Source organism: Serratia sp. 22278, assembly GCF_052045405.1.
In the GTDB taxonomy this organism is placed as follows: Bacteria; Pseudomonadota; Gammaproteobacteria; order Enterobacterales; family Enterobacteriaceae; genus Serratia; species Serratia marcescens.
The window spans coordinates 866,980-888,110 of record NZ_JBQEOW010000001.1 but is presented as its reverse complement, the minus strand read 5'-3'; the positions used below and the strand labels follow the sequence as shown (position 1 = coordinate 888,110).

The 21,131-nt window shown below is 59.6% G+C and carries 21 protein-coding genes; 15 read left to right on the top strand and 6 right to left on the bottom strand.

Translation table 11 applies throughout. The annotated features are described in order from the left end of the window. Nucleotides 1-140 precede the first annotated feature (140 nt). Genes ACTJJ6_RS04445 through ACTJJ6_RS04435 form a run of 3 tightly spaced genes read left to right on the top strand, consistent with a single transcriptional unit; the run spans nt 141 to nt 923 of the window. Entirely contained in the window at nt 141-401 is a 261-nt protein-coding gene (locus tag ACTJJ6_RS04445; protein WP_016927848.1) for a hypothetical protein, read from the top strand. A 24-nt stretch (nt 402-425) separates the two neighbouring features. Continuing rightward, complete coding sequence (locus ACTJJ6_RS04440) at nt 426-593, top strand: hypothetical protein (RefSeq protein ID WP_016927849.1); 168 nt, start codon at nt 426-428, stop codon at nt 591-593. A 42-nt stretch (nt 594-635) separates the two neighbouring features. Further along, nucleotides 636-923: a hypothetical protein gene (locus ACTJJ6_RS04435; RefSeq protein WP_025302730.1), complete on the top strand. Its 288-nt coding sequence runs from the start codon at nt 636-638 to the stop codon at nt 921-923. Between the two features lie 186 nt (nt 924-1,109). Here ACTJJ6_RS04435 and ACTJJ6_RS04430 read toward each other — a convergent pair whose 3' ends face one another. The 3 genes from ACTJJ6_RS04430 to ACTJJ6_RS04420 all read right to left on the bottom strand — a co-directional run bounded on the left by ACTJJ6_RS04430 (nt 1,110) and on the right by ACTJJ6_RS04420 (nt 5,840). Beyond that, nucleotides 1,110-3,209: a peptidase domain-containing ABC transporter gene (locus ACTJJ6_RS04430; protein WP_016927850.1), complete on the bottom strand. Its 2,100-nt coding sequence runs from the start codon at nt 3,207-3,209 to the stop codon at nt 1,110-1,112. After that, nucleotides 3,202-4,488 carry an HlyD family secretion protein gene (locus ACTJJ6_RS04425; protein ID WP_016927851.1) on the bottom strand — a complete coding sequence of 429 codons (1,287 nt, stop codon included), beginning with the start codon at nt 4,486-4,488 and terminating at the stop codon, nt 3,202-3,204. The genes ACTJJ6_RS04430 and ACTJJ6_RS04425 overlap by 8 nt, the downstream gene beginning before the upstream one ends. Before the next feature lie 437 nt (nt 4,489-4,925). After that, nucleotides 4,926-5,840, bottom strand: a complete 915-nt coding sequence (locus tag ACTJJ6_RS04420; RefSeq protein ID WP_033640432.1) for a LysR family transcriptional regulator — start codon at nt 5,838-5,840, stop codon at nt 4,926-4,928. Nucleotides 5,841-5,943: 103 nt separating this feature from the next. On the opposite strand from ACTJJ6_RS04420, the gene ACTJJ6_RS04415 reads away from it, so the two are divergent. Next, nucleotides 5,944-7,110: an MFS transporter gene (locus ACTJJ6_RS04415; protein WP_440802218.1), complete on the top strand. Its 1,167-nt coding sequence runs from the start codon at nt 5,944-5,946 to the stop codon at nt 7,108-7,110. Here ACTJJ6_RS04415 and guaD read toward each other — a convergent pair. Further along, the gene (guaD, locus tag ACTJJ6_RS04410) at nt 7,092-8,408 is read right to left on the bottom strand and encodes a guanine deaminase (protein ID WP_079449275.1); all 1,317 of its coding nucleotides are present in this window, start codon (nt 8,406-8,408) and stop codon (nt 7,092-7,094) included. The genes ACTJJ6_RS04415 and guaD overlap by 19 nt on opposite strands. A 426-nt stretch (nt 8,409-8,834) precedes the next feature. Between guaD and fecI the strand changes: the two genes are divergently transcribed. The 5 genes from fecI (at nt 8,835) to ydfG (ending at nt 14,374) form a co-directional block, all read left to right on the top strand. After that, the gene (gene fecI, locus ACTJJ6_RS04405) at nt 8,835-9,359 is read left to right on the top strand and encodes a ferric citrate uptake sigma factor FecI (protein WP_033640439.1); all 525 of its coding nucleotides are present in this window, start codon (nt 8,835-8,837) and stop codon (nt 9,357-9,359) included. Further along, nucleotides 9,356-10,312, top strand: a complete 957-nt coding sequence (gene fecR / locus ACTJJ6_RS04400) for a ferric citrate uptake sigma factor regulator FecR (RefSeq protein WP_049298962.1) — start codon at nt 9,356-9,358, stop codon at nt 10,310-10,312. Before fecI ends, fecR begins: the two co-directional genes overlap by 4 nt. A gap of 114 nt (nt 10,313-10,426) precedes the next feature. Further along, nucleotides 10,427-12,778, top strand: coding sequence for a TonB-dependent Fe(3+) dicitrate receptor FecA (gene fecA / locus ACTJJ6_RS04395; protein WP_440802214.1), 2,352 nt, complete (start codon nt 10,427-10,429; stop codon nt 12,776-12,778). 199 nt (nt 12,779-12,977) lie between these two features. Further along, the gene (locus tag ACTJJ6_RS04390; RefSeq protein WP_004938571.1) at nt 12,978-13,499 is read left to right on the top strand and encodes a GNAT family N-acetyltransferase; all 522 of its coding nucleotides are present in this window, start codon (nt 12,978-12,980) and stop codon (nt 13,497-13,499) included. 125 nt (nt 13,500-13,624) lie between these two features. Next, a complete protein-coding gene (gene ydfG, locus ACTJJ6_RS04385; RefSeq protein WP_016927858.1) occupies nt 13,625-14,374 on the top strand; it encodes a bifunctional NADP-dependent 3-hydroxy acid dehydrogenase/3-hydroxypropionate dehydrogenase YdfG in 750 nt (249 codons plus the stop codon). 36 nt (nt 14,375-14,410) lie between these two features. Here ydfG and ACTJJ6_RS04380 read toward each other — a convergent pair whose 3' ends face one another. Further along, nucleotides 14,411-14,737 (bottom strand): YnfA family protein, encoded by a 327-nt coding sequence (locus tag ACTJJ6_RS04380; protein ID WP_440802211.1) that lies wholly within the window; start codon nt 14,735-14,737, stop codon nt 14,411-14,413. A gap of 148 nt (nt 14,738-14,885) precedes the next feature. Between ACTJJ6_RS04380 and ACTJJ6_RS04375 the strand changes: the two genes are divergently transcribed. Both ACTJJ6_RS04375 and ACTJJ6_RS04370 read left to right on the top strand, forming a co-directional pair. Further along, on the top strand, nt 14,886-15,254 hold the full coding sequence (locus tag ACTJJ6_RS04375; RefSeq protein WP_049298960.1) for a DUF1283 family protein: 369 nt from the start codon (nt 14,886-14,888) through the stop codon (nt 15,252-15,254). A gap of 89 nt (nt 15,255-15,343) precedes the next feature. Continuing rightward, nucleotides 15,344-15,643: a DUF1161 domain-containing protein gene (locus ACTJJ6_RS04370; RefSeq protein WP_004938557.1), complete on the top strand. Its 300-nt coding sequence runs from the start codon at nt 15,344-15,346 to the stop codon at nt 15,641-15,643. 50 nt (nt 15,644-15,693) lie between these two features. Here ACTJJ6_RS04370 and ACTJJ6_RS04365 read toward each other — a convergent pair whose 3' ends face one another. Further along, complete coding sequence (locus ACTJJ6_RS04365; protein ID WP_016927859.1) at nt 15,694-17,181, bottom strand: MDR family MFS transporter; 1,488 nt, start codon at nt 17,179-17,181, stop codon at nt 15,694-15,696. A 509-nt stretch (nt 17,182-17,690) separates the two neighbouring features. On the opposite strand from ACTJJ6_RS04365, the gene ACTJJ6_RS04360 reads away from it, so the two are divergent. From ACTJJ6_RS04360 to osmV, 4 genes are all read left to right on the top strand, one after another. Beyond that, on the top strand, nt 17,691-18,407 hold the full coding sequence (locus ACTJJ6_RS04360; protein WP_004938551.1) for an ABC transporter permease: 717 nt from the start codon (nt 17,691-17,693) through the stop codon (nt 18,405-18,407). Between the two features lie 64 nt (nt 18,408-18,471). Next, the gene (locus ACTJJ6_RS04355) at nt 18,472-19,329 is read left to right on the top strand and encodes a glycine betaine ABC transporter substrate-binding protein (RefSeq protein WP_227944616.1); all 858 of its coding nucleotides are present in this window, start codon (nt 18,472-18,474) and stop codon (nt 19,327-19,329) included. A gap of 8 nt (nt 19,330-19,337) precedes the next feature. Then, a complete protein-coding gene (osmW, locus tag ACTJJ6_RS04350; protein WP_004938544.1) occupies nt 19,338-19,988 on the top strand; it encodes an osmoprotectant ABC transporter permease OsmW in 651 nt (216 codons plus the stop codon). Next, the gene (gene osmV, locus ACTJJ6_RS04345) at nt 19,985-21,124 is read left to right on the top strand and encodes an osmoprotectant ABC transporter ATP-binding protein OsmV (RefSeq protein WP_021505258.1); all 1,140 of its coding nucleotides are present in this window, start codon (nt 19,985-19,987) and stop codon (nt 21,122-21,124) included. Before osmW ends, osmV begins: the two co-directional genes overlap by 4 nt. The last annotated feature ends 7 nt before the right edge of the window (nt 21,125-21,131 follow it).

Here is a 21,131-nt window from a genome sequence, read left to right as displayed (position 1 = left end):
TTTATTCGTTATTTTTTTCCGAAGACAGGAGGTTTACCAGCACAATCATTCAATCCTTTATCTTTTCAACCTTGCTAGTGGCATTTTTCTGGTATCGGAAAACTGTAAAAACCAAAAACCAATAATATAAGGAAGTCGTTATGAGAGAACTTACGATTAATGAAGTGAACTTTATCGCAGCCGCTGGGGATTTCAGCTATGCGGAACTGGGCGGGGCCGTCGCTGCCGGCGCGGTTGGTGGAGCGATGACCGGCGCCATGGCTGGCGGTGTCGGTGCCGGCCCAGGCGCTGTTGCCGGTGCCGTTATCGGTGGTGCCGCCTATACCGCTGGCAAAATGGTGGAATCCATGTTGGGTGGCAATAAACAAACATCGACGAACAATCCTGCCGACAGTAACTAATACAGGAAGATTCGTGTTCATCATATGAAAAAGTCACTTATTGTATTGTTCGCCATTTTAATTGGGCTTGTTGCTGGCACGATTGCGGATTATTTCACCCTCAATCGCTTCTTGAAATACGCCCTTATCGCCGTTGCCGTTATCGGCACGCATAAATTGCTCAATAGCGATCGCGGGCAGCGCTCGGCATGATAAACGTGGCTTATTTGAAAATTTAATGATTAAGGAGCAAATATGCGCAATCTTACCTCTGAAGAATGTTCAATCATTTCCGGTGCAGGAGATCGCAGCGGTACATTGACGGTTTCCGCGGAAACTGTCGGCGCAGCGATCGGCGGTGGCATCGGCTCTATCGGTGGCGTGGCGGGCGGCGTTGTCGGCACCATTGTCGGCGGTGCTGTCGGTAACTACGTCACCGGCGATCGTGCCCCCGGCTCTGTTGGCCCATCAGGCATTCCCTGGGGCGGGAGCAACGGCGGCGGTACCATGTGGGGGAACAACAACAATACCGATTCGAACTGATCGGGGCCCTGCAAGCCACACGGCTGACCTCCCCGGTTAACGTTGGCTTCAGCGCCTAAAGCGTCATTTCATGCCAGGGTTATCGTTATGATAACCCTTTTTGTCATGGGCCCACCACAGGGGGAGCAACGCGGTTGGCGTAGCGAAAATGTCGAGATGAAGAAGCCAGGTGAAGCGAAGCTGACGTTACCCGAGTTGAATGACTCTATCCGCAGAAGCAATCGTCGATGGACGGTGCGCAATAATCACGCGGGTAATGTTCAGTTGTGAAATAGCGCGGTTAATATGTGTTTCATTATCGAGATCCAGGTGGCTGGTCGCCTCGTCCATAAACAGAATGCTGGGGCGACGATAGAGCGCACGGGCTATCAATAAACGCTGTTTCTGTCCGCCAGAAAGGCTTCCCCCCAATTCGCCGATCAATGTTTCGTAGCCCATTGGCATGTTTTGAATATCATCATGCATATTGCAACGCCGTGCGCACGCCTCAATACGTTTCAGATCCATTTCGGCGTCAAATCCTGAAATATTTTCAGCGATAGATCCCGCCAGCAGCTTGTCATCCTGCAGCACGCAAGCGATACATTGGCGATAATTATTAACGCCAATGTTGCTGATATCCATACCATCGACCAGCACGGCCCCTTCATCCGGCGACAGCAACCCACACATTAACTTCATCAATGTGGTTTTACCCACGCCGGAGGGGCCGACAATCGCCACGCTTTCTCCCGCAGCAATGCTGAGATTCAAATCCGTGATAATGGGTTTCGCCAAACGATCATACTGGTAGCGCAGATTCCGCACCTGAAGCTCTGCGGCGTTGCCTTTTGTGAAGAGCTGACGCGCGGGCATTTGCGGTTCCGGTGACGAAAGCACAATGTCCGCCACCCTTTCATTGTGCAAGCTTAACATTCGCAGCTGAAGCATCATGTCGATCAAGCTGCTGGCACGCTCCGAGAACTGCCCACGGTAGGCGTTAAACGCGATAAACATGCCGATCGTCATTTGATTGTCTATGACCAATGCCGCGCCGAGCCAAAGGATGATCACCTGATCGCAGGTGGCAATAAACGCCCCCAAACCGCCAAACATCATGTTTAACTTGGTCAGCTTGATACCCGCATTGATCGTTTCTACATTTAGATTCAGCCAATACTGTGAACGAGTTTCAGATAACCCCAACGCCTTTAACGTACTGATGCTATATAACGTCTCCATGAAATGAGACCCGGCCCGCGCGCCCTTCACCAACTGCTCTTCCGACAGCTGCCGATAATGTTGATAAGTCGACAGCCTGAGAATGACGTATATCGCCGTAAAGCCGAGCACCACCCAAACTAACCAGCCGCCATAGAGCAGCATCATGACAAAGACCCCGACAGACATGATGCCATCAATAATGCTGCTGACGATGCTGGTAGTGAAAGTCGCTCTTATCGTATCCAATGAGCCGAAACGGGATTGAATATCACCCAACTTGCGCTTCTCAAAGAAGGAAAGCGGCAATTTCATCAGATGATCAAACACTCCCGCCTTCCATTGCACGTCTATCAACGCGCCCATGACGATAGAGATCCACGAGCGCAACATGGATACGCCAGTGCGGAATAAAATAAAGAACAGCAATCCTATACAAATCAGCGCTAAAAGATCATGATCGCCGGCCAAAATCACATGGTCCATGACCAACTGCGTACCAACGGGCAACAGCAGATTAACCGCTTCAATCACGATCGACAGACAGAAGATCTTTAGCAAGGCTCCCTTAAGGCCGCGCACATTGCTCATCAGCTTACGAAAGCGCAATCTGCTTTGCTGTTTGATCGGCTGAAATTCACTGTCTGGCCATAGCTCAAGCGCTACGCCGGTAAAATGCCGCGACAGTTCATGCAACTCCAGCACTTTACGGCCAAAGGCAGGATCATGGATCACCGCCCGCCCTCGGCTGACACTGACAAGCACCACGAAATGCTTCATGTCCCAATGCAGAATACAGGGCATTTTCAACGCTTTAAGCTCATCGATATTCAGCGATAACGCTCTGGATTGCAGCTTGAGTGCGCTCGCGATGTCAATCAACGCGGAAAGCGTCGCCCCGCGTGAAGAAAAGCCGTAGCGGCTGCGCAGATTAAACAGATCGATTTGCAAACCATGGTAATGGCATACCATCGCTAAACTGGCCAGCCCGCATTCCGAGGCTTCAGTTTGCAGGATCTGCGGCACTTTGCGGCGCAGCGACAAATTGAGTTTGCCCTTTAGCGCGTCTAAATAAGATTCAGTCATTGATTGGCCCCATCAGGCTGTTTTTCATATCGTAGAAAGGTGAGAACATCCATTGATATAGAGGCCTTTCTTCCAGAAACAGCGTGGATTGAGCCCGCATGCCGTTAGTGAGCTGCAACGCTTTGCCCTGGTAACTGATATGCGTTTTATCCAGGGAAACGGTCACCTTGTAAAAAGATGCCGTTTGCGCGCTGGGTTGATGCACGGGAGAACTGCTGTAAGTTGACATTTCTTGAATGGAGGCCGGTACATAAGCGATGCTTTCTATTCTGCCGGGAAACTGACCGAACTTCTCATAAGGGAAAGCGTCATAGCGAATGTTAATGCCGTCCCCCGCTGAAACATAAGGCACACTGGTGTTCGGCAACCATAAAACTAGCTGATAAATCGCGCCATTACGTGGAATAATCTGTACCAAGCTGTCACCGCTATTGACCATCTGACCCGGCGTAACGCTGAGAGACTCAATGCGGCCATCGCTTGGGGCATTCACGATCAATGCGCCGCTGGCATCGGCTTCCGCTAACTGCCGTTGCAAATCATTGCGCTGAAACTGGTACTGCGAAATTTGGTTATCGAAATCTGCCGCGCGCGTAACGATGTCACTTTCCAAATTCGTAATTTGCAACGACTCCTGAATGTGTTGACTATGCAGGTTTTGGAACAGACTTTGTTGTTGATAAAATGAATAGGTTTGCCCGCTAAGCTGATCTTTGGTAATCAGACCGCGTTGCTGATATTCCTTATAGGAACGCATGTTGTCCTGAGCAAATGCCACCCCCTCTCGTGCATTATCCAACAGCTGTTTGGACTGCATATGCGCCAATTCATACTGTTTTTTTTGCGCGCGCAGATTTTCCAGCGTCATACGCTTGTTGTCTTGCAACTTTAGAATGATGCTGTCGACATGTTTTAACTGGTTTTCAAGCGCCAGGCGCGTATTGGCGCTCACTTTCCCGTTATCCGTCACTCGGCTGACATCAATCTGATAAAGACGCTGGCCTTTTTTAACCACATCCCCCACTTCGACGAAGCGTTCCGAGATAAAACCCTGTTGGGGCGCAAACACGTTGACTGAGCGGGGGAAGGTGGTGATTTCACCATAAACATTAATGCGGCGTGTATAATGACTGAATATAAGAAAAGAGAGGAAAACAAGAATAAATAAAAACGATAAAAGACCAAAGCACCAGGCAGGCAAGCCGTTTATCAATAAAGCCTTACCCGCCCATTTCGCCCGCTGATGATCCGTGGCTTCCTGTCGAAACAAATCACGCATGACATCCCTTTCCAGAAATAAAATTCAAGCCAGCCTTGGCTCGTAAAATGCGGAAGCATATCGAAAAACAGCAGCAGAGATTAAAACAGGTCTGTTGTTTTTAATTAGCGATATCGTAAAGATAATTATTCTCATTATGATATCGGGCGTTCCGAAGAAATGCAATGTTTTTTACGCACTTACCCAGCCACATAGCCGTATATCACTATGCATATCGATAAAAAACCAATAAAGAGCCTCCTAATCAAATAACGCTATTCATTCTATCTCTCGCCATATGTAATATGCAGCGGCGTAACCGCCGGATCGAGCAGCAATGTGGATAAACGCATCAAATCGAAACGCCTCCATGTTCACGGAATAAGGTCTCGGGGAATGGCTCCCTCTGAGTCACCTCCTAGCTTAGGGCAGTTGGCAGTTTGAGCAAAAACAAGTGATTAGACGTGAGCCGCCTCGCCGACCTGTTGTATCAGAAAGGTCAGCAGCGCGCGCGTTTTGGCCGGCAGATAACGGCGGCCGGGGTAAACGGCATACAGCTGCAGTGGCGCCGGCGGCAACGTCAGCGGCACCTCAACCAATCGCCCGTCGGCCAGAAACGGCCGGCAGCCGAGCTCGGAAAGCATGGCGAATCCCACGCCCGCCAAGGCCGCCTTCAGCGCCATCTCCCCGCTGTTGACGCGATAGCGCGCATTGACCGGGACGGTAACGAACTTGCCGTCCGGGCGGACGAACTGCCATGGCATCCCCTTCAGCGCATCCACCGTGCTGATACAGGGCGATTGCGTGAATTGCTCAATCTCCGACGACGGCGGCCACTGCGCCAGCAGCGCCGGGGCGGCCACCACGATGCAGGGGAAAGACGCCAGCGGCTGCGCGACATAGTCGCTGTCGTCCAGCATGCCCCGGCTGATCATCACCGCCAGATCGACATCGTCGAGCAGCGACGTCATACCCGCCAGGTTGGTCACGCAGCTGATTTCGATCTGCGGATGCTGCAGGGCGAACGCCGCCAGCGGCTCGCCCAACAGGTATGGCCCAACTTCATTGGGCACGCACAGGCGCAGCGGCCCGCGCAGCTGTTGCTGCCGCTCGCTGAGGGTTTGCGCGGTGTGTTCCAGCGACGCCAGCAGCGGCTGGGTGCGTTCATGCAGCAACTGGCCGTTCGGCGTCAGCCGCATCGAGCGGGTGCTGCGTTCGATCAACCGCTGCTCAAGCTGGCGCTCCAACTGAGAGATATAGCGGCTGACGTTGGAGGTTGGCATCGCCAGCGCCCGCGCCGCCCCGACGAAGCTGCCTTGCTCCACCACCGCCACGAAAATGCGTAACAGGTTTAAATCCAATTTATCGCGCATGATTATCCCTGATTTGATAACAAACCATGCCATTTCTACCATCTAATCCCGATCAACGCCAAGCGCTACACTGCCGGCCTGACTCTGCAACCCATGGATGCTTATGACACCCGCGAGAAAGCTGACGGCGATAGCGCTGGTCATCGCCTTTATTCAGTTCACCAATGCCCTGGAATACATGGTATTCAACCCGATATTCATCTACATGGCCGGCGATTTTTCCGTGCCCGTCAGCTTCGCCGGCTATGTCAGCGCGGCCTATACGCTGGCGGCGGTGATTTCCGGCATCGGCGCATTTTTCTGGATCGGCGGCGTTGAGAAGCGGCGCTTTCTGATGCTCAACGTCACGCTGCTGGGCGTGACCACCTTATTGATCGCCACAACCCAGCAGTTTTACTGGTTGTTGGCGCTGCGGCTGCTGGCCGGGCTGTTGGGCGGCACTACGATGGGCGTCGGGATCGGCCTGCTGCTCAACGCCGCGCCTGCCGCGCTGCACGGCCGAATGCTGGCGACGGTGATCGCGTCCTTTTCGTTGGTGAGCATTGTCGGCATGCCGGGCATGCTGTACCTGTGCGAAGTGGCAAGCTGGCGCGCCGCGCTGGCGGCTATCGGCGGACTGTGTCTGCTGGCGGCCGTATTGGTGGCGCTGTTTGTTCCCAAGGATGCGCCGCAGTCACAGGCTGCCGCGCCCGTCACGCTCGATCGCCGGCTGTTGCTGTTCGCCTCCGCCGCCGGCCTGACACAGTTCAGCCCGATGCTGCTGATCCCGGTGCTGGCGCCGCTGCTCACCCAGCGGCTACAGGTGGCAGACGCGCATTTGTCCTGGCTGTTTCTCATCGGCGGCGTGGCCGGCTATCTGGCGACCGTGCTGGCGGGCCGCTGGTTGCAACGCGTTGGCGCCGTGACGCTGACGGTGGGCGCCACGCTGTTGCTGCTGGGCAGCCTGTGGATGGCGGCGCGCGGTGGCGATCGCGGTGAACTGTTCATGGTCGCGTTTCTCGCGGCGGCCTATGCGCGGCTGGTGGCGATCTCTTTCCTGAGCATGCGCTGGCCGGACAATCGGCAACGCGCCGCCTTCGGCGTACTGCAAACCGCCCTGATACACCTGAGCGCCACGGTGGCCTTCTTGCTCTCCTCCGCGCTGCTGAGCGGCGGCCTCACCCCGCTCAGTTTGCAACGTCTGTTATGGCTGTGCGCGCTGAGTGCCGTCGCCGTCGCACCGCTCAGCGTTTGGCTGCAGGCGCGGCTGCGTCAGCGCGACGCCTCATAAACAACCTTACCATTCACATAGGTGCGATAAATGTTGCGATCGTCTCCCAGAATCATCAGCACGAACCCTTGCTCCGCCGACGTGGCGCTGTTGGCGTAGCGCAGCTGCTGCAGCGGCGTGACCGCCGGATCGAGCACCACGAAATCCGCCTCTTTGCCGACGTTGAAGTTGCCGATTTTGTCGTCCAGCGCCAGCGCGCGGGCGCCGCCCAGGGTGGCATGATAGAACGCTTCTACGGCGGAGAGCCGGTAATGCTGCAGCTGGCCGACCTTGTACGCCTCGCCTAACGTGCGCAGCATATTGAAGGTGGTGCCGGCCCCCACGTCGGTGCCGATGCCGAGCTTCACCCGCTTGCGCCAGGCCTGCTGCAGGTCAAACAGCCCGCTGCCGAGAAACAGGTTGGAGGTGGGACAAAAGGCGATTGCCGAGCGGGTCTCGCACAGGCAGTCCCACTCCTGCTCCTCCAGATGCAGGCAATGGGCGAATACGCTTTTATCGCCGGTCATGCCGTAGCGGTGGTAAACATCCAGATAGCTGCGGTGCTGCGGGAACAGCGCTTTTACCCAGGCCACTTCCTGCGGGTTCTCGCTCAGGTGCGTCTGCAGCCAAACGTCGGGATATTCTTCACGCAGCCGCTGCACCTGCGCCAGCAGCGCCGGCGTACTGGTGGGCGCAAAGCGCGGTGTAATGGCGTAACCGAGGCGGCCTTTGCCGTGCCAACGTTCGATCAGTTCGCGCGTCTGGCGGTAACTCTGCGCCGGCGTTTCCAGCAGCGCCTCCGGCGCATGGCGATCCATCATCACCTTGCCGGCGATCAGGCGCATGTTCATCGCTGCCGCCTGGCTGAACAGCGCATCGACCGACCGCGGATGCACGGTGCCGAACACCAGCGCGGTGGTGGTGCCGTTACTCAGCAACTCCCGCAGAAAGAAGGCCGACATCGCGTCGGCGTGCTGCTCACAGTCGTAACGGCTTTCGGTCGGGAAGGTGTAATTGTTTAACCAGTCCAGCAGTTGATCGCCATAGGCGCCAATCATTTCGGTTTGCGGATAGTGGATGTGGGTGTCGATAAACCCCGGCACGATCAGTTTGTCGCGATACTCCGTGACCGTGAAACCCGGCGGCAGCAGCGCCTCGCCCTGCCGCCAGCTGCCGAACCAGACGATGACGCCGTCGTTCAGCAGCAGTAAACCGTCGGGAATATGCCGCAAGCGTTCCTCAAGCTGTTGCGGCGCCTCTACACAGGCTGAGATATCAAAAAAATTGCCACGAATAGCCGTGGTGAATTGCAGTGCCATTATTTTCTTCCTTGTCGCGACCGGCCCACCTCACCCGCGTAATAACCTGCGCCGATGAAACAATGCCTTTGTCACCCAAACGCCAAGACCGGCTTAAGCATAGCAAGCCGCGTGCCAGCTGACGGCGTAAAATACATTATCCCTTAAAGAACAAAGTGATATTAATTAACCAAGGGGAGTTAACCGGCAAAAAAGAATAAAGCAAACGTCGCGCTTCGCCGGCAGATCAATAGCAACCGTTTGCCTGCCAAAATAACACCGCGCCGCTGCACCTTGAATGGGCAAGCGAATATCTTCACGGCGTACGGCTTATTTCAACACCGCGCCTGGGGGTTGAATCTCGGCCTGAGGACAACCGCCAAACTTGAAACGATAACTATTCTCAATTATCATCCGCGCATCTTTTTGACCAGCAATGCGAAAATCATGTCCGCCACCGCTTCTGCCCCGCACGCCGCGCTGTCGCGCCTCTACGCCACCCATCACGCCTGGTTGCAGGGATGGCTGCGCCGGCGCTTGGGCTGCGCGTTCGATGCGGACGATGTGGCGCAGGACACCTTTATGCGCCTGCTGAAAGGCGACGCCGCGGCGACCCTGCGCGAGCCGAAAGATTTTCTGGTCACCGTCGCCAAGCGGGTGATGGTCGATCTGTTCCGCCGCAGAACGCTGGAGCGCGCCTATCTGGAGATGCTGGCGCTGATCCCGGAAGGCTACGCCCCGTCGCCGGAGCAGCGCCAGAGCCTGCTGGACAGCCTGCAGCAGATCGACGCCATGCTCGACGGCCTGGGGCCGAAGGTAAAACAGGCCTTTCTGTTGTCGCAGCTCGAAGGCCTGGGCTATGCGGACATCGCCGCGCGCCTCGGCGTTTCGGTCAGCTCGGTTAAAAAATACATGGCCAAAGCCACCGAGCATTGCCTGCTGTTCAGCCTCGAAAACGACGTTTATTCATGAGCAACGCCATCACCCCCGAGCAGCGCCAGGCGCTGAAAATGGCCGCACACTGGTATGCCCTGCTGTGCGACGAGCGCGTCACCGAACGCCAGCGCCAACAGTGGCAAGCCTGGCACCAGCAGCATGACGATCACCGCTGGGCCTGGCAGCGCGTCGAAGCGTTGCAGAGCCAGCTGCAGGGCGTGCCGGGCAAATTCAGCTATCGCGCGCTCGATCGCGCCGGCCGCCAATCCGCGATCGACCGCCGCACCCTACTGAAAAGCCTGCTGCTGTTACTCGGCGTGGGCGGCGGCGGCCTCCTTTACCAGTCGCCGCTCGGCCGGGAGCTGCGCGCCGACTACCGCACCGCCACCGGTGAAATCAAACCCATTGTGTTAAGCGACGGCACCCAGCTGGTGCTGAACACCGCCAGCGCGGTGGACGTGCATTACGACGATCGCCAACGGCTGATCCGCCTGCACGCCGGGGAAATCAGCCTGGTTACCGGACGCGATCCCCGGCCGCTGTGGGTGCAAAGCCCGCAGGGGGCGATGCGCGCGCTCGGCACCCGTTTTTTGGTGCGCGAGAGCGACGGCGAAACGCGCCTGACAGTGCTGGAGCATGCGGTCGAGGCGCAGCTGGCGCAAAACGCGCAACAACAGCGCCGGGTGAACGCCGGTGAACAGATCAGCTTCAGCGCGACGGCCTTCGGCGACAAACACCCCGCCGTGCAGGAGGACGGCTGGCTGCGCGGCGTGCTGAGCGTCAGCCAGTGGCGGCTGGACCGGGTGATCGCCGAACTGGCGCGCTACCGGCGCGGCCACCTGAGTTGCGATCCGGCCGTTGCCGGCCTGCGCGTCAGCGGCAGTTTCCCGCTCAACGATACCGATCGCGCCCTCGCCCTGCTCAGCCAGACGCTGCCGGTTCGCCTGCAGAGCTTTACCCGCTATTGGCTGCAAATCGTCCCCGCCTGAATTTTTTAAATGAAAATGATAAAAAATCGCATTCTTGATTGTCCCTTTTGCTTTGCTCATCCGACTCCCAGGAAAACACTGCAGCAATAAATAAAAAATGATTCAGGAGAAGGTATGAACAACGCTTGGGGAAAGGGAGCGCCGGCTTCGCTTTGGGGAAAACGGGCCACGCCGCTGGCCGTGGCCATTGGCCTGGTCTTCGCCGCACCGCTGACGGCGAGCGCCTCCAGCGCCGCTGCCACCTATCACATTCCGGCCGGTGAGCTGGACGGCGCGCTGAACGCTTTCGCCGCTCGCGCCGGCATCGCGCTCTCGGTGGACGGCGCGTTGACCGCCGGCAAACGTTCGCCGGGCCTGAGCGGCAGCTACGGCGTCGATGACGGCCTGAACGCCCTGCTGGCAGGCAGCGGCCTGCAGGCTAAAGCGCTCGGCAATAACGGCTACACGCTGGCCAAACTGCCGCAGCCGCAGAAGGAAGAGGACATCACCGTGGTCGGCGACTGGCTGGCGGAAGGCCGCCAGATCGACGTGTTCGAACACCCCGGCGCGCGCGACGTCGTGCGCCGCGAAGAGTTCGTCAAAACCGGCACCACCACCGTGCGCGAAGCGTTGAACCGCGTGCCGGGCGTGGTGGCGCCGGAGAACAACGGCACCGGCAGCCATGACATGGCGCTGAACTTCGGCATTCGCGGCCTCAACCCACGCCTCGCCAGCCGCTCCACCGTGTTGATGGACGGCATCCCGGTACCCTTCGCCCCTTACGGCCAGCCGCAGCTGTCGCTGGCGCCTATTTCGCTCGGCAATATGGATGCGATCGACGTGGTGCGCGGCGGCGGCGCGGTGCGCTACGGGCCACAGAGCGTCGGCGGCGTGGTTAACTTCGTCACCCGCGCCATCCCGAAAACCTTCGGCATGGCGGCCGGCATGCAGGGGCAGCTCAGCCCGACCTCGCGCCAGGATCACCCGAAAGGCACCGGCAACCTGATGATCGGCGGCACCGCCGACAACGGCTTCGGCGCGGCGCTGCTTTACTCCGGCACCCGCGGCAGCGACTGGCGCGAGCACAGTGCGACCAAAATCGACGACGTGATGCTGAAAAGCCGTTACGCGCCGAACGAGGTGCACACCTTCAACAGCCTGCTGCAATACTACGAAGGCGAAGCGGAGATGCCGGGCGGCCTGAGCCGGGCGGACTACAACGCCAACCCGTTCCAGTCGACGCGCCCGTACGACAAGTTCTGGGGCCGCCGCCAGTTGGCGAACTTCGGCTACCAGTATCAGCCGGATCGGCAGCACAAGTTCGACGTGCAGAGCTTCTACACCTATACCCTGCGCAGCGGCTATCTGGATCAGGGTAAAAACCTGACGCTGTCGCCGCGCGAATACTGGGTGCGCGGCGTGGAACCGCGCTACAGCCAGAGCTTCCGCTGGGGCGACTCGGCGCATGAGGTCGGCGTCGGTTATCGCTACGTCAGCGAATCCACCCACGAACTGCGCTACACCAGCAAAGCCAGTACCGGCAGGCTGCCGTCCACCGCCAGCCCGTACGATCGCGACACCCAGTCCGGTACCGAGGCGCACGCCTTCTATATCGACGATCGCATCGACATCGGCGACTGGACCCTCACGCCGGGCATGCGCTACGAGTACATCAAGTCGTATCAGAACAACTACATCAAGAACAACCGCCTCGACGTCAGCTATAACGCGCCGCTGCCGGCGTTGAACGTGATGTATCACCTGAACGAATACTGGAACCTGTACGCCAACACCGAAGGCTCCTTCGGCACCGTGCAATACAGCCAGATGGGCAAAGCGGTGGACAGCGGCAAGATCGAACCGGAGAAGGCGCGCACCTGGGAGCTGGGCACTCGCTACGCCGGCGATGCGCTGACCGGCGAGATCGGGCTGTTCCTGATCAACTTCAACAACCAGTACGACTCCAACCAGGTGACCGACAGCGTGACCGCGCGCGGCAAAACCCGCCATGCCGGGCTGGAAGGCAGCCTGCGTTACGATCTGTCGCAGCTGACGCCGAAACTGGACGACCTGACCGCCTACGCCAGCTACGCCTACGTCAACGCCACCATCCGTGAAGACGGCGGCTACAAGGGCAACCAGGTGCCGTTCTCGCCGAAGCATAAAGGCACGATGGGGCTGGACTACACGCCGGGCAACTGGGCGTTTAATCTTAACGGCGAGTTCCAGTCCAGCCAGTTCGCCGACAACGCCAACACCGTGGCGGAAAGCGCCGACGGCAGCACCGGCCGCATTCCCGGCTATATGCTGTGGGGCGTGCGCGCCGCCTATGATTTCGGCCCGGAAATGGCCGGCCTGAATCTGGGCGTCGGCGTGAAAAACCTGTTCAACCACGCGTATTTCACCCGCGCCTATGACGACAACAACAAGGGTCTGTACATCGGCCAGCCGCGCACGATTTATCTGCAAGGTTCGGTGAAGTTCTGATCCTCAACGGCGGGCGCGGTTAACCGTGCCCGCCGTCTTTCCCATCAACGTGACGACGTCACATAAAGCCGTTCCTCCGCGCCGCCGCAGCGGCGAAAAATAAGTCGCTTCTGCCGCCAATGCGCGTAATATCAACGATCCGCCCCGATTTACCGGTGCGGATTTTTTGCCGTTATGGCCTGAAAAGCGAGGGAATAAGATGAATCACAATGACCTTTCTCAGTGCCGCGTTGACACCGACCGTTTGTTGATTGCCCCCTTTACCGCAGCAGACGCCGACGATGTTTACCAGGCGATCACCCCCACTCTGACGCGCTTTATGACCTTTGAACCAGAGGCGTCGCCGGAGGATTTCGCCAACGTCTGGCAAGGCTGGCTGCCGTTGATGCGCGAAGGTGAAGAAGTGATCTTCGTCGCCCGTCGGCGCGAAGACCGGCAGTTCGTCGGGGTCGGCGGCGCGCATAATTTGCGCAGCCACACCCCGGAGCTGGGCATCTGGGTAAAAGAGAGCCTGCATGGTCAGGGCTACGGCCGCGAAATCGTGCAGGGCATCGCGCGCTGGGCCAGCGAGCGCTTTCAGCCGCCGCACTTTCTCTACCCGGTGGCCGAGCAGAATACCGCCAGCCGCCGCCTCGTCGAGTCGCTGGGCGGCGTGCTGGCCGGCCGTTGCGAGCGCATCAAGTATGACGCCGTGGTCTACCACCTGCCGCCTCAGCGCTAATCAGCATCGGGCCGCCGGCCCGGTGTGACCTTTTTTGCTTTCCGCCGTGATAACCGCTGCCACTGCCTGCGGGTTTGTGCTAATGATAGAGGCATGTAGGGTAAAAACAGTTGAGGAACAGCAACATGATTATTTTTGTTACCGGCGCCACCTCCGGTTTCGGCGAGGCCATTGCGCGCCGTTTTATCCGTGAAGGCCACCAGGTGATCGCCGCCGGGCGCCGCCTTGAGCGTCTTGAAGAGCTGCAGGAAGAACTCGGCCAAGCGCTGCACATCGTGCGGCTCGACGTGCGCAACCGCGCCGCCATTCAACAGGCGATCGAGGCACTGCCGGCCGAGCTGCGTCAGATTGACGTGCTGGTGAACAACGCCGGGCTGGCGTTGGGGCTGGAGCCGGCGCACAAGGCCAACGCCGATGACTGGGAAACCATGATCGACACCAACGCCAAGGGGCTGGTGAACATGACGCGCGCGCTGTTGCCGGCCATGGTCGAGCGCAACGTCGGCCATGTGATCAACATCGGCTCCACCGCCGCCAACTGGCCTTACGCCGGCGGCAACGTGTACGGCGCCACCAAGGCGTTCGTCAAACAGTTCAGCCTGGGCCTGCGCGCCGATCTGCACGGCACGCGCATTCGCGTGACCGATATCGAGCCGGGCCTGGTGGGCGGCACCGAATTCTCCAACGTGCGATTCAAGGGCGATGACGGCAAGGTCAACAAAACCTACGAAGGCGCCGATGCGCTGACGCCGGAAGACATCGCCGAGTCGGTGTTCTGGGTCGCGACGTTGCCGGCGCGCGTCAACATCAACACGCTGGAAATGATGCCGGTCAGCCAGTCCTTCGCCGGGCTGAACATCCACCGCGGCGCCTGAGCCGCGACGGCGGGAGGCAACTCCCGCCGCGTTTCCTCAGGCCGCGCGCCAGCCGGAAACGATAATCAGCATGCCCGCCAGCGCCACGCCGGCGCCGACCCAATCCAGCGCAGACAGCTTGACCCCGTCCACCACCCGCAGCCACAGCAGCGCGGTCGCCACATACACACCGCCGTAGGCCGCATAGACCCGCCCGCTGGCCGCCGGATGCAGCGTCAACAGCCAGACAAACAGCATCAGGCTCAATGCCGTCGGCAGCAGCAGCCAGACGCTGCCCTGCTTCTTGAGCCACAGGTAAGGCAGGAAACAGCCGATAATTTCAGCCAGGGCGGTGGCGAAAAACAACAGCGTAGTTTTTAACATCGGTCGCAGTTTTCTCTCGATAAAGTAAACGAATCGGCGCTTGGCTGGTGAATTCCAGGAGCGCGGTGGTATATTTATCACCACGCCTGCGGGCGAGGTAACGCCAGTGCCGCCATCATCAGGCGCACTCACTCATAAGGATGAAACGATGAAAACATTTTCGACCCAACGACTGCTGCGCGGGATGCTGCCGGTCGCCATGCTGGCCGTCATGAGCGCCTGGCAGGCGCCGGCGCTGGCCGCCACCTGCACGCAGGGCAGCACCTGCGTCACCGTCGATGGCAAAGGCAGCGGCGCGATGAGCACCGAAGAAGCGCGCCAAAGCAAAGAGCAGTGGAATGATACCAAATCCCTGCGCCACAAGGTCAACACCCGCGTCGAGAAAGAGTTCGACAAGGCCGATCGCGCGGCGGATGACGAAGACCGCTGCAACGACAGCAACAACGTCAACGCCTACTGGGAACCGGACACCCGTAAATGCCTGGATCGCCAGACCGGGCGTCGGATTAATCCTTAATCCGCCTGCGGCGGGCGGGCATGCGTGAAACCCGGCCGCCGTTGCTGCTATCCTGTTACAGGAAGTTCATTGTCTAAAAGGATGACGTGATGAAGAAAACGCTGATATTAACCGCTGTATTGCTGGCCGGCGCCCCATTGGCGGCCCTGGCCTCCTGTGAAAGCGTGAAAGCGGACATTTCGCAAAAAATCGTCAATAACGGCGTTCCGGAGTCCGGCTTCAAACTGGAGATCGTGCCTAACGATCAGGCCGATCAAGCGGGCGGCCAGGTGGTCGGCCACTGCGAAAACGACACCCAGAAGATCGTTTATACCCGCCTGAACAATGGCGACGATAGTGGTGACGCGGCGCAGACCGGCACCAGCCAGGACACCTCCAACGCGCAGTAAGCCGCATCGGCTACCCAGGGCGCGCAACAGCCGCGCCCTTTCCTTTTCCTTTACGCCTGCTCCGCCTCTTCCTCTTCGCCTTGCGGCCGACAACGCGCGGGGATCAGCATCGCCGCCGCCAGCGCCAGCAACGACACCAACGCCGACACCAGGAACACCCAATGCAGCGAAGCCGCCACCTGCTGGATAAGCTGCGCCAGCGCCTCACTCCCCATGCTCTGGCGCACCGCCGGCTCCATCAGACGCTGCACCGGATCGTCAATTTCCGGCAAACGCCACTGCAGGTTGAGGTTCAGCGTGGCGCCCAAAATCGCGGTGCCGATGGCCGAGCCCACCATGCGGGTAAACACCGTACAGGCGGTGGCAATGCCGCGAATGCTGTAATGCGCCGCGTTCTGCACCGACACTAAAAACGTCGTGTTGCACAATCCCATGCCGGCGCCGACCATAAACGCCGCCACCCGGCCCCACAGCAGACCGCCGTTCGGCTGCAACATCAGCAGGATCAGGCCGCCTGCCACCAACAGCAGTGCGCCCAGCAGCGCCGTGGCGCGATACGAAGTCATCAGCATCAAACGGCCGCTCAGCGTGCTGGCCAACGGCCAACCAATCGACATCAGCGCCAGCGTGGTGCCCGCCTCCAGCGGCGAGCCCCCCATCACGCCCTGAATGAAAGTGGGCAGAAAGGCGCTGATGCCCATCATCGCCGCGCCAATCACCAGCCCGCCGATGTTGCCGGCGACGATCACCCGGCTTTGCCACAGCGCCAGCGGGAACAGCGGTTCGACCGCGCGCCGCTCCTGACGTATCAACAGCGCCAGCGACGCCGCCGCCAGCGCCAGCAACGGCGCCACCCACCATCCGAGGCTTTCCATCTGCAACAGCGCCAGCAGCAGCGCCGAAACGAACAGCGTCAGCCAGGCGGTGCCCGCCAGATCCAGCGCGTGCCGCCGCAGTTGCTGATGCGCCGGCAGATAGCGCCAGAGGAAGAACATCGCCAACAGGCCGATCGGCAGGTTGACCCAGAACACCAGCGCCCACGGCAGGTGTTGCACGATAAACGCGCCCAGCAGCGGGCCGATGATCGCCGATACGCCCCACACGCTCGACAGGTAGCCCATCACCTTCGGCCGTTCGGTGGCGCTGTAGATGTCGCCGATGATGGTGGACGCGATCGGCATGATGGCGCCGGCGCCCAATCCCTGCAATAAGCGGAAGCCGATCAGCCAATACATGTCGGGGGCGAAGCCGCACAGCACCGATCCCAGCAGGAACAGCGTCGCGCCGAAGAAGAACACCCGCTTGCGGCCGTAGAGATCCGCCAGCCGGCCGTAGATGGGAATGGTGATCGCCTGCGCCAGCAAATAGACCGCGAACACCCAGCCCAGCAGCGAGAAGCCGCCGAGATCGCCGATGATGGTCGGCATGGCGGTGGCGACGATGGTGGCTTCGATCGCCGACATGAACATCGCCAGCATGCAGGCGATAAGGATCAGCGGGCGGTGAGCGATGGGTGCGGGTGAAACGTTATTTGTCATGGCGTTATGCAGGTTTCCTGGCGTTTTTATTTTCCCTGAGTATATCAGCAAGCGCCAGCGCCAAGTCTATCCGCCCTCACATCCCGCCGTTGCCGATAGCGAATCGCACCATTTGGACTAACTGTTACGGCGTAACGTTTTGCCGTGGATTTTTTTCACTTTACCCGCATCCCAGCGCTGACGCGGGCTGCGGCGCCAATACGGGCAAACTCAATCAGCTGATTTTGCTCATAAAACTTGGCACGGTCAACGACAGGGTGCTATACCTTCCCTAGCCGGCGCCTTTGGGCCCCGTGCTTTCTCGGGTTTAAATATCAGTATCTTATGCTGATTAACTCACGTATTGAGCCTACGTTCAGCACGCTGTGCCGAACGCACCCTTCGCTCAATGTCGCTAACCTCATGCGAAACGCCCGTTTTGTACCGCCACGCCCGCCGGGCCGTGGGCAACAATCAGAGCGGAATGCGCCGTCTCTTCGGCCGCTCCGCGCAACGGAGGACGCAACATCATGCACAAGTCAGCGCCATATCGGCGCCTGCTCCTCGGGAGCCTGTTGTTTATCGCCGTCATCGCGCTGCTGGTTTACGGCATCGGTTGGGAAACCCTCAAGTCGCGCCGGGAAGATTTGATTTACCTCGGTCAGCAGCACATGTTCCTGGTGGTGTGTTCCATGCTGCTGTCGTTGCTGGTCGGCATTCCCAGCGGCATCCTGCTGAGCCGCCCTTTCGCCCGCCGCTGGGCGGAGCACGTGATGCAGATCTTTAACGTCGGCAACACCCTGCCGCCGCTGGCGGTGCTGGCGCTGGCGATGGTGATCATCGGCATCGGCGACCGGCCGGCGGTGGTGGCGTTGTTCCTCGCCTCGCTGCTGCCTATCGTGCGCAATACCTATGCCGGCCTGCGTTCGGTGCCGCCGGCGCTGGTCGAGGCCGCCAACGGTATTGGCATGACCGCCGGACAGCGGCTGCGCCAGGTCGAACTGCCCAACGCCCTGCCGGTGATCTTCGCCGGGGTGCGCATCGCGATGGCAATTAACGTCGGCACCGCGCCGCTGGCGTTTTTGATCGGCGCCAGCAGCTACGGCGAGCTGATCTTCCCCGGCATCTACCTGAACGACTTCCCGACGCTGATCCTCGGCGCCGCCGCCACCGCGCTGATCGCCCTGCTGCTCGATCTGGCGCTGGCCGGTCTCGGCCGCCGGCTCAGCCCGCACACCGCATCCTGATGGGAGAAACGCGATGACTCGATGGTTACAACGACTCCGCCACGCGCTGCTGTTCTCCTTGCTGATGACTGGCGCGGCCGCCTGGGCCGCCCCGCTGACGCTGGCGAGCAAGAACTTTACCGAACAGCGCATTCTGTCGGCGATCACCGTGCAATACCTGCGGGCCAAAGGTTTTCAGGTCGAACCCAAAACCAATCTGGCTACGGTGATCACCCGCAACGCGATGATCAACAAACAGATCGACATGACCTGGGAATACACCGGCACCTCGCTGATCATCTTTAACCACATCAATAAGCGCATGTCGCCGCAGGAGACCTACGACACGGTGAAAAAGCTCGACGCCAAACTCGGCCTGGTGTGGCTGCAGCCGGCGGACATGAACAACACCTATGCCTTCGCCATGCAGCGCCGGCGCGCGGAAAAAGAGCAGATCCGCACGATGTCGCAGCTGGTGGCCAAAGTGGAACAGGTGCGTAAAACCGACCCGAAACACAACTGGCTGCTGGGGCTGGATCTGGAGTTCGCCGGCCGTTCGGACGGTCTGAAACCGATGCAGGCGCTGTACGACATGCCGCTGGATCGCCCGCAAATCCGCCAGATGGACCCCGGCCTGGTCTACAACGCCATCCGCGACGGTTTCGTCGACGCCGGGCTGGTGTACACCACCGACGGCCGGGTGAAAGGCTTCGATCTGCAGGTGCTGGAAGACGACAAAGGCTATTTCCCGAGCTATGCGGTCACGCCGGTGGTGCGCGCCGACGTGTTGCAAAACACGCCGGGGCTGGAAGCGGCGCTGAACACGCTGTCGAAACAGTTCAACAATCAGGTGATCACCGAGCTTAACGCCAAGGTGGATATCGACTACCAGACGCCGCAACAGGTCGCCGACGCGTTCCTCAAGCAGCGCGGCCTGATTTAGGAGGCATGATGAATACCTTACTTTACGCCTGGCAAAACTGGGCCTATATCGCCGGATTGACGCTGGAACACCTGCTGCTGGTCGGCATCGCCGTCGGCCTGGCGATCCTGATCGGCGTGCCGCTCGGCGTGCTGATCGTCCGCCACAAATGGCTGGCGACGCCGGTGCTGAGCCTGGCCACGCTGGTGCTGACCGTGCCCTCCATCGCCCTGTTCGGGCTGATGATCCCGCTGTTTTCCTTAATCGGCCACGGCATTGGCTACGTACCGGCGATCACCGCGGTGTTCCTCTACTCGCTGCTGCCGATCGTGCGCAATACCCACACCGCGCTCGACAACCTGCCCGGCGGGCTGCGCGAAGCCGGCCGCGGCATCGGCATGACGTTCTGGCAACGCCTGCGCTGGGTGGAGATCCCGGTGGCGCTGCCGGTCATTTTCGGCGGCATTCGCACCGCCGTGGTGATGAATATCGGCGTGATGGCGATCGCCGCGGTGATCGGCGCCGGCGGCCTCGGCCTGCTGCTGCTCAACGGCATCAGCAGCAGCGACATCCGCCAGTTGATTACCGGCGCCGTGATGATCAGCCTGCTGGCGATCGTCCTCGATTGGTTATTGCACCGCTTGCAAATTGCGCTCACGCCCAAGGGGATCCGCTCATGATTAAATTGGAAAATCTGACCAAACAGTTCATGCAGAAGAACGGCACACCGTTCAACGCCGTCGACAACATCAATCTGGACGTGCCGGAAGGCGAAATCTGCGTGCTGCTCGGCCCTTCCGGCTGCGGCAAAACCACCACGCTGAAGATGATCAACCGCCTGATCGAACCCACCGGCGGCACCATTCTTATCAACGGTGAAGACACCAGCGCGCTGGATACCGTCAGCCTGCGCCGCAAAATCGGCTACGTCATCCAACAAATCGGTCTGTTCCCCAACATGACCATCGAGGAGAACATCACCGTAGTGCCGCGCATGCTGGGCTGGGACAAAAAACGCTGCCACGATCGCGCCGAGGAGCTGATGAGCATGGTGGCGCTGGATCCCAAGCGCTTTTTGCACCGCTACCCGAAAGAGATGTCCGGCGGGCAGCAACAGCGCATCGGCGTGATCCGCGCGCTGGCCGCCGATCCGCCGGTGCTGCTGATGGATGAACCTTTCGGCGCGGTGGACCCGATCAACCGCGAAACCATCCAGAACGAGTTTCTCGACATGCAGCGCCAGCTAAAAAAGACCGTGATGCTGGTCAGCCACGACATCGACGAAGCGCTGAAGCTCGGCGATCGCATCGCGGTGTTCCGCCAGGGCAAGATCGTGCAGAACGCCAGCGCCGATGAGCTGCTGGCGCGCCCGGCGAACGACTTCGTCGCCTCCTTTGTCGGCCAGGATCGCACGCTGAAGCGCCTGCTGCTGGTGCAGGCCGGCGACGTGGCCGATCAACAAGAGACGGTGACGGTGCGGCGGGAAACGCCGCTGACAGAGGCATTCGGATTGATGGACGATATCGATGCACGTTCGGTGACGGTGGTGGACGCCGACGGCAAACCGCTGGGCTACGTCAAACGCCGTGAGGCGCGCGGCGCGCCCGGGGTGTGCGCCGACAGCCTGCACCGCTTTCGCGTCACCGCCCGCGCGGAGGAGAACCTGCGCGTAGTGCTGTCCAAGCTGTACGAACACAACACCTCCTGGATGCCGATCGTCGATGAAGACGGCCGCTACAGCGGCGAAATCTCGCAGGATTATATCGCCGACTACCTCAGCTCCGGCCGCACGCGCCGGGTGTTGACGCCGCAATAACCCCCGC

What these genes read in the sequence shown, in the direction of transcription:
- ACTJJ6_RS04420 (WP_033640432.1), bottom strand. Translation starts at nt 5,840, where the DNA reads ATGCGCGATAAATTGGATTTAAACCTGTTACGCATTTTCGTGGCGGTG.
- ydfG (WP_016927858.1), top strand. Translation starts at nt 13,625, where the DNA reads ATGATTATTTTTGTTACCGGCGCCACCTCCGGTTTCGGCGAGGCCATT.
- ACTJJ6_RS04365 (WP_016927859.1), bottom strand. Translation starts at nt 17,181, where the DNA reads ATGACAAATAACGTTTCACCCGCACCCATCGCTCACCGCCCGCTGATC.
- ACTJJ6_RS04425 (WP_016927851.1), bottom strand. Translation starts at nt 4,488, where the DNA reads ATGCGTGATTTGTTTCGACAGGAAGCCACGGATCATCAGCGGGCGAAA.
- ACTJJ6_RS04415 (WP_440802218.1), top strand. Translation starts at nt 5,944, where the DNA reads ATGACACCCGCGAGAAAGCTGACGGCGATAGCGCTGGTCATCGCCTTT.
- ACTJJ6_RS04435 (WP_025302730.1), top strand. Translation starts at nt 636, where the DNA reads ATGCGCAATCTTACCTCTGAAGAATGTTCAATCATTTCCGGTGCAGGA.
- guaD (WP_079449275.1), bottom strand. Translation starts at nt 8,408, where the DNA reads ATGGCACTGCAATTCACCACGGCTATTCGTGGCAATTTTTTTGATATC.
- osmW (WP_004938544.1), top strand. Translation starts at nt 19,338, where the DNA reads ATGAATACCTTACTTTACGCCTGGCAAAACTGGGCCTATATCGCCGGA.
- ACTJJ6_RS04375 (WP_049298960.1), top strand. Translation starts at nt 14,886, where the DNA reads ATGAAAACATTTTCGACCCAACGACTGCTGCGCGGGATGCTGCCGGTC.
- ACTJJ6_RS04440 (WP_016927849.1), top strand. Translation starts at nt 426, where the DNA reads ATGAAAAAGTCACTTATTGTATTGTTCGCCATTTTAATTGGGCTTGTT.
- fecR (WP_049298962.1), top strand. Translation starts at nt 9,356, where the DNA reads ATGAGCAACGCCATCACCCCCGAGCAGCGCCAGGCGCTGAAAATGGCC.
- ACTJJ6_RS04370 (WP_004938557.1), top strand. Translation starts at nt 15,344, where the DNA reads ATGAAGAAAACGCTGATATTAACCGCTGTATTGCTGGCCGGCGCCCCA.
- fecA (WP_440802214.1), top strand. Translation starts at nt 10,427, where the DNA reads ATGAACAACGCTTGGGGAAAGGGAGCGCCGGCTTCGCTTTGGGGAAAA.
- ACTJJ6_RS04360 (WP_004938551.1), top strand. Translation starts at nt 17,691, where the DNA reads ATGCACAAGTCAGCGCCATATCGGCGCCTGCTCCTCGGGAGCCTGTTG.
- ACTJJ6_RS04390 (WP_004938571.1), top strand. Translation starts at nt 12,978, where the DNA reads ATGAATCACAATGACCTTTCTCAGTGCCGCGTTGACACCGACCGTTTG.
- ACTJJ6_RS04430 (WP_016927850.1), bottom strand. Translation starts at nt 3,209, where the DNA reads ATGACTGAATCTTATTTAGACGCGCTAAAGGGCAAACTCAATTTGTCG.
- ACTJJ6_RS04380 (WP_440802211.1), bottom strand. Translation starts at nt 14,737, where the DNA reads ATGTTAAAAACTACGCTGTTGTTTTTCGCCACCGCCCTGGCTGAAATT.
- osmV (WP_021505258.1), top strand. Translation starts at nt 19,985, where the DNA reads ATGATTAAATTGGAAAATCTGACCAAACAGTTCATGCAGAAGAACGGC.
- fecI (WP_033640439.1), top strand. Translation starts at nt 8,835, where the DNA reads ATGTCCGCCACCGCTTCTGCCCCGCACGCCGCGCTGTCGCGCCTCTAC.
- ACTJJ6_RS04355 (WP_227944616.1), top strand. Translation starts at nt 18,472, where the DNA reads ATGACTGGCGCGGCCGCCTGGGCCGCCCCGCTGACGCTGGCGAGCAAG.
- ACTJJ6_RS04445 (WP_016927848.1), top strand. Translation starts at nt 141, where the DNA reads ATGAGAGAACTTACGATTAATGAAGTGAACTTTATCGCAGCCGCTGGG.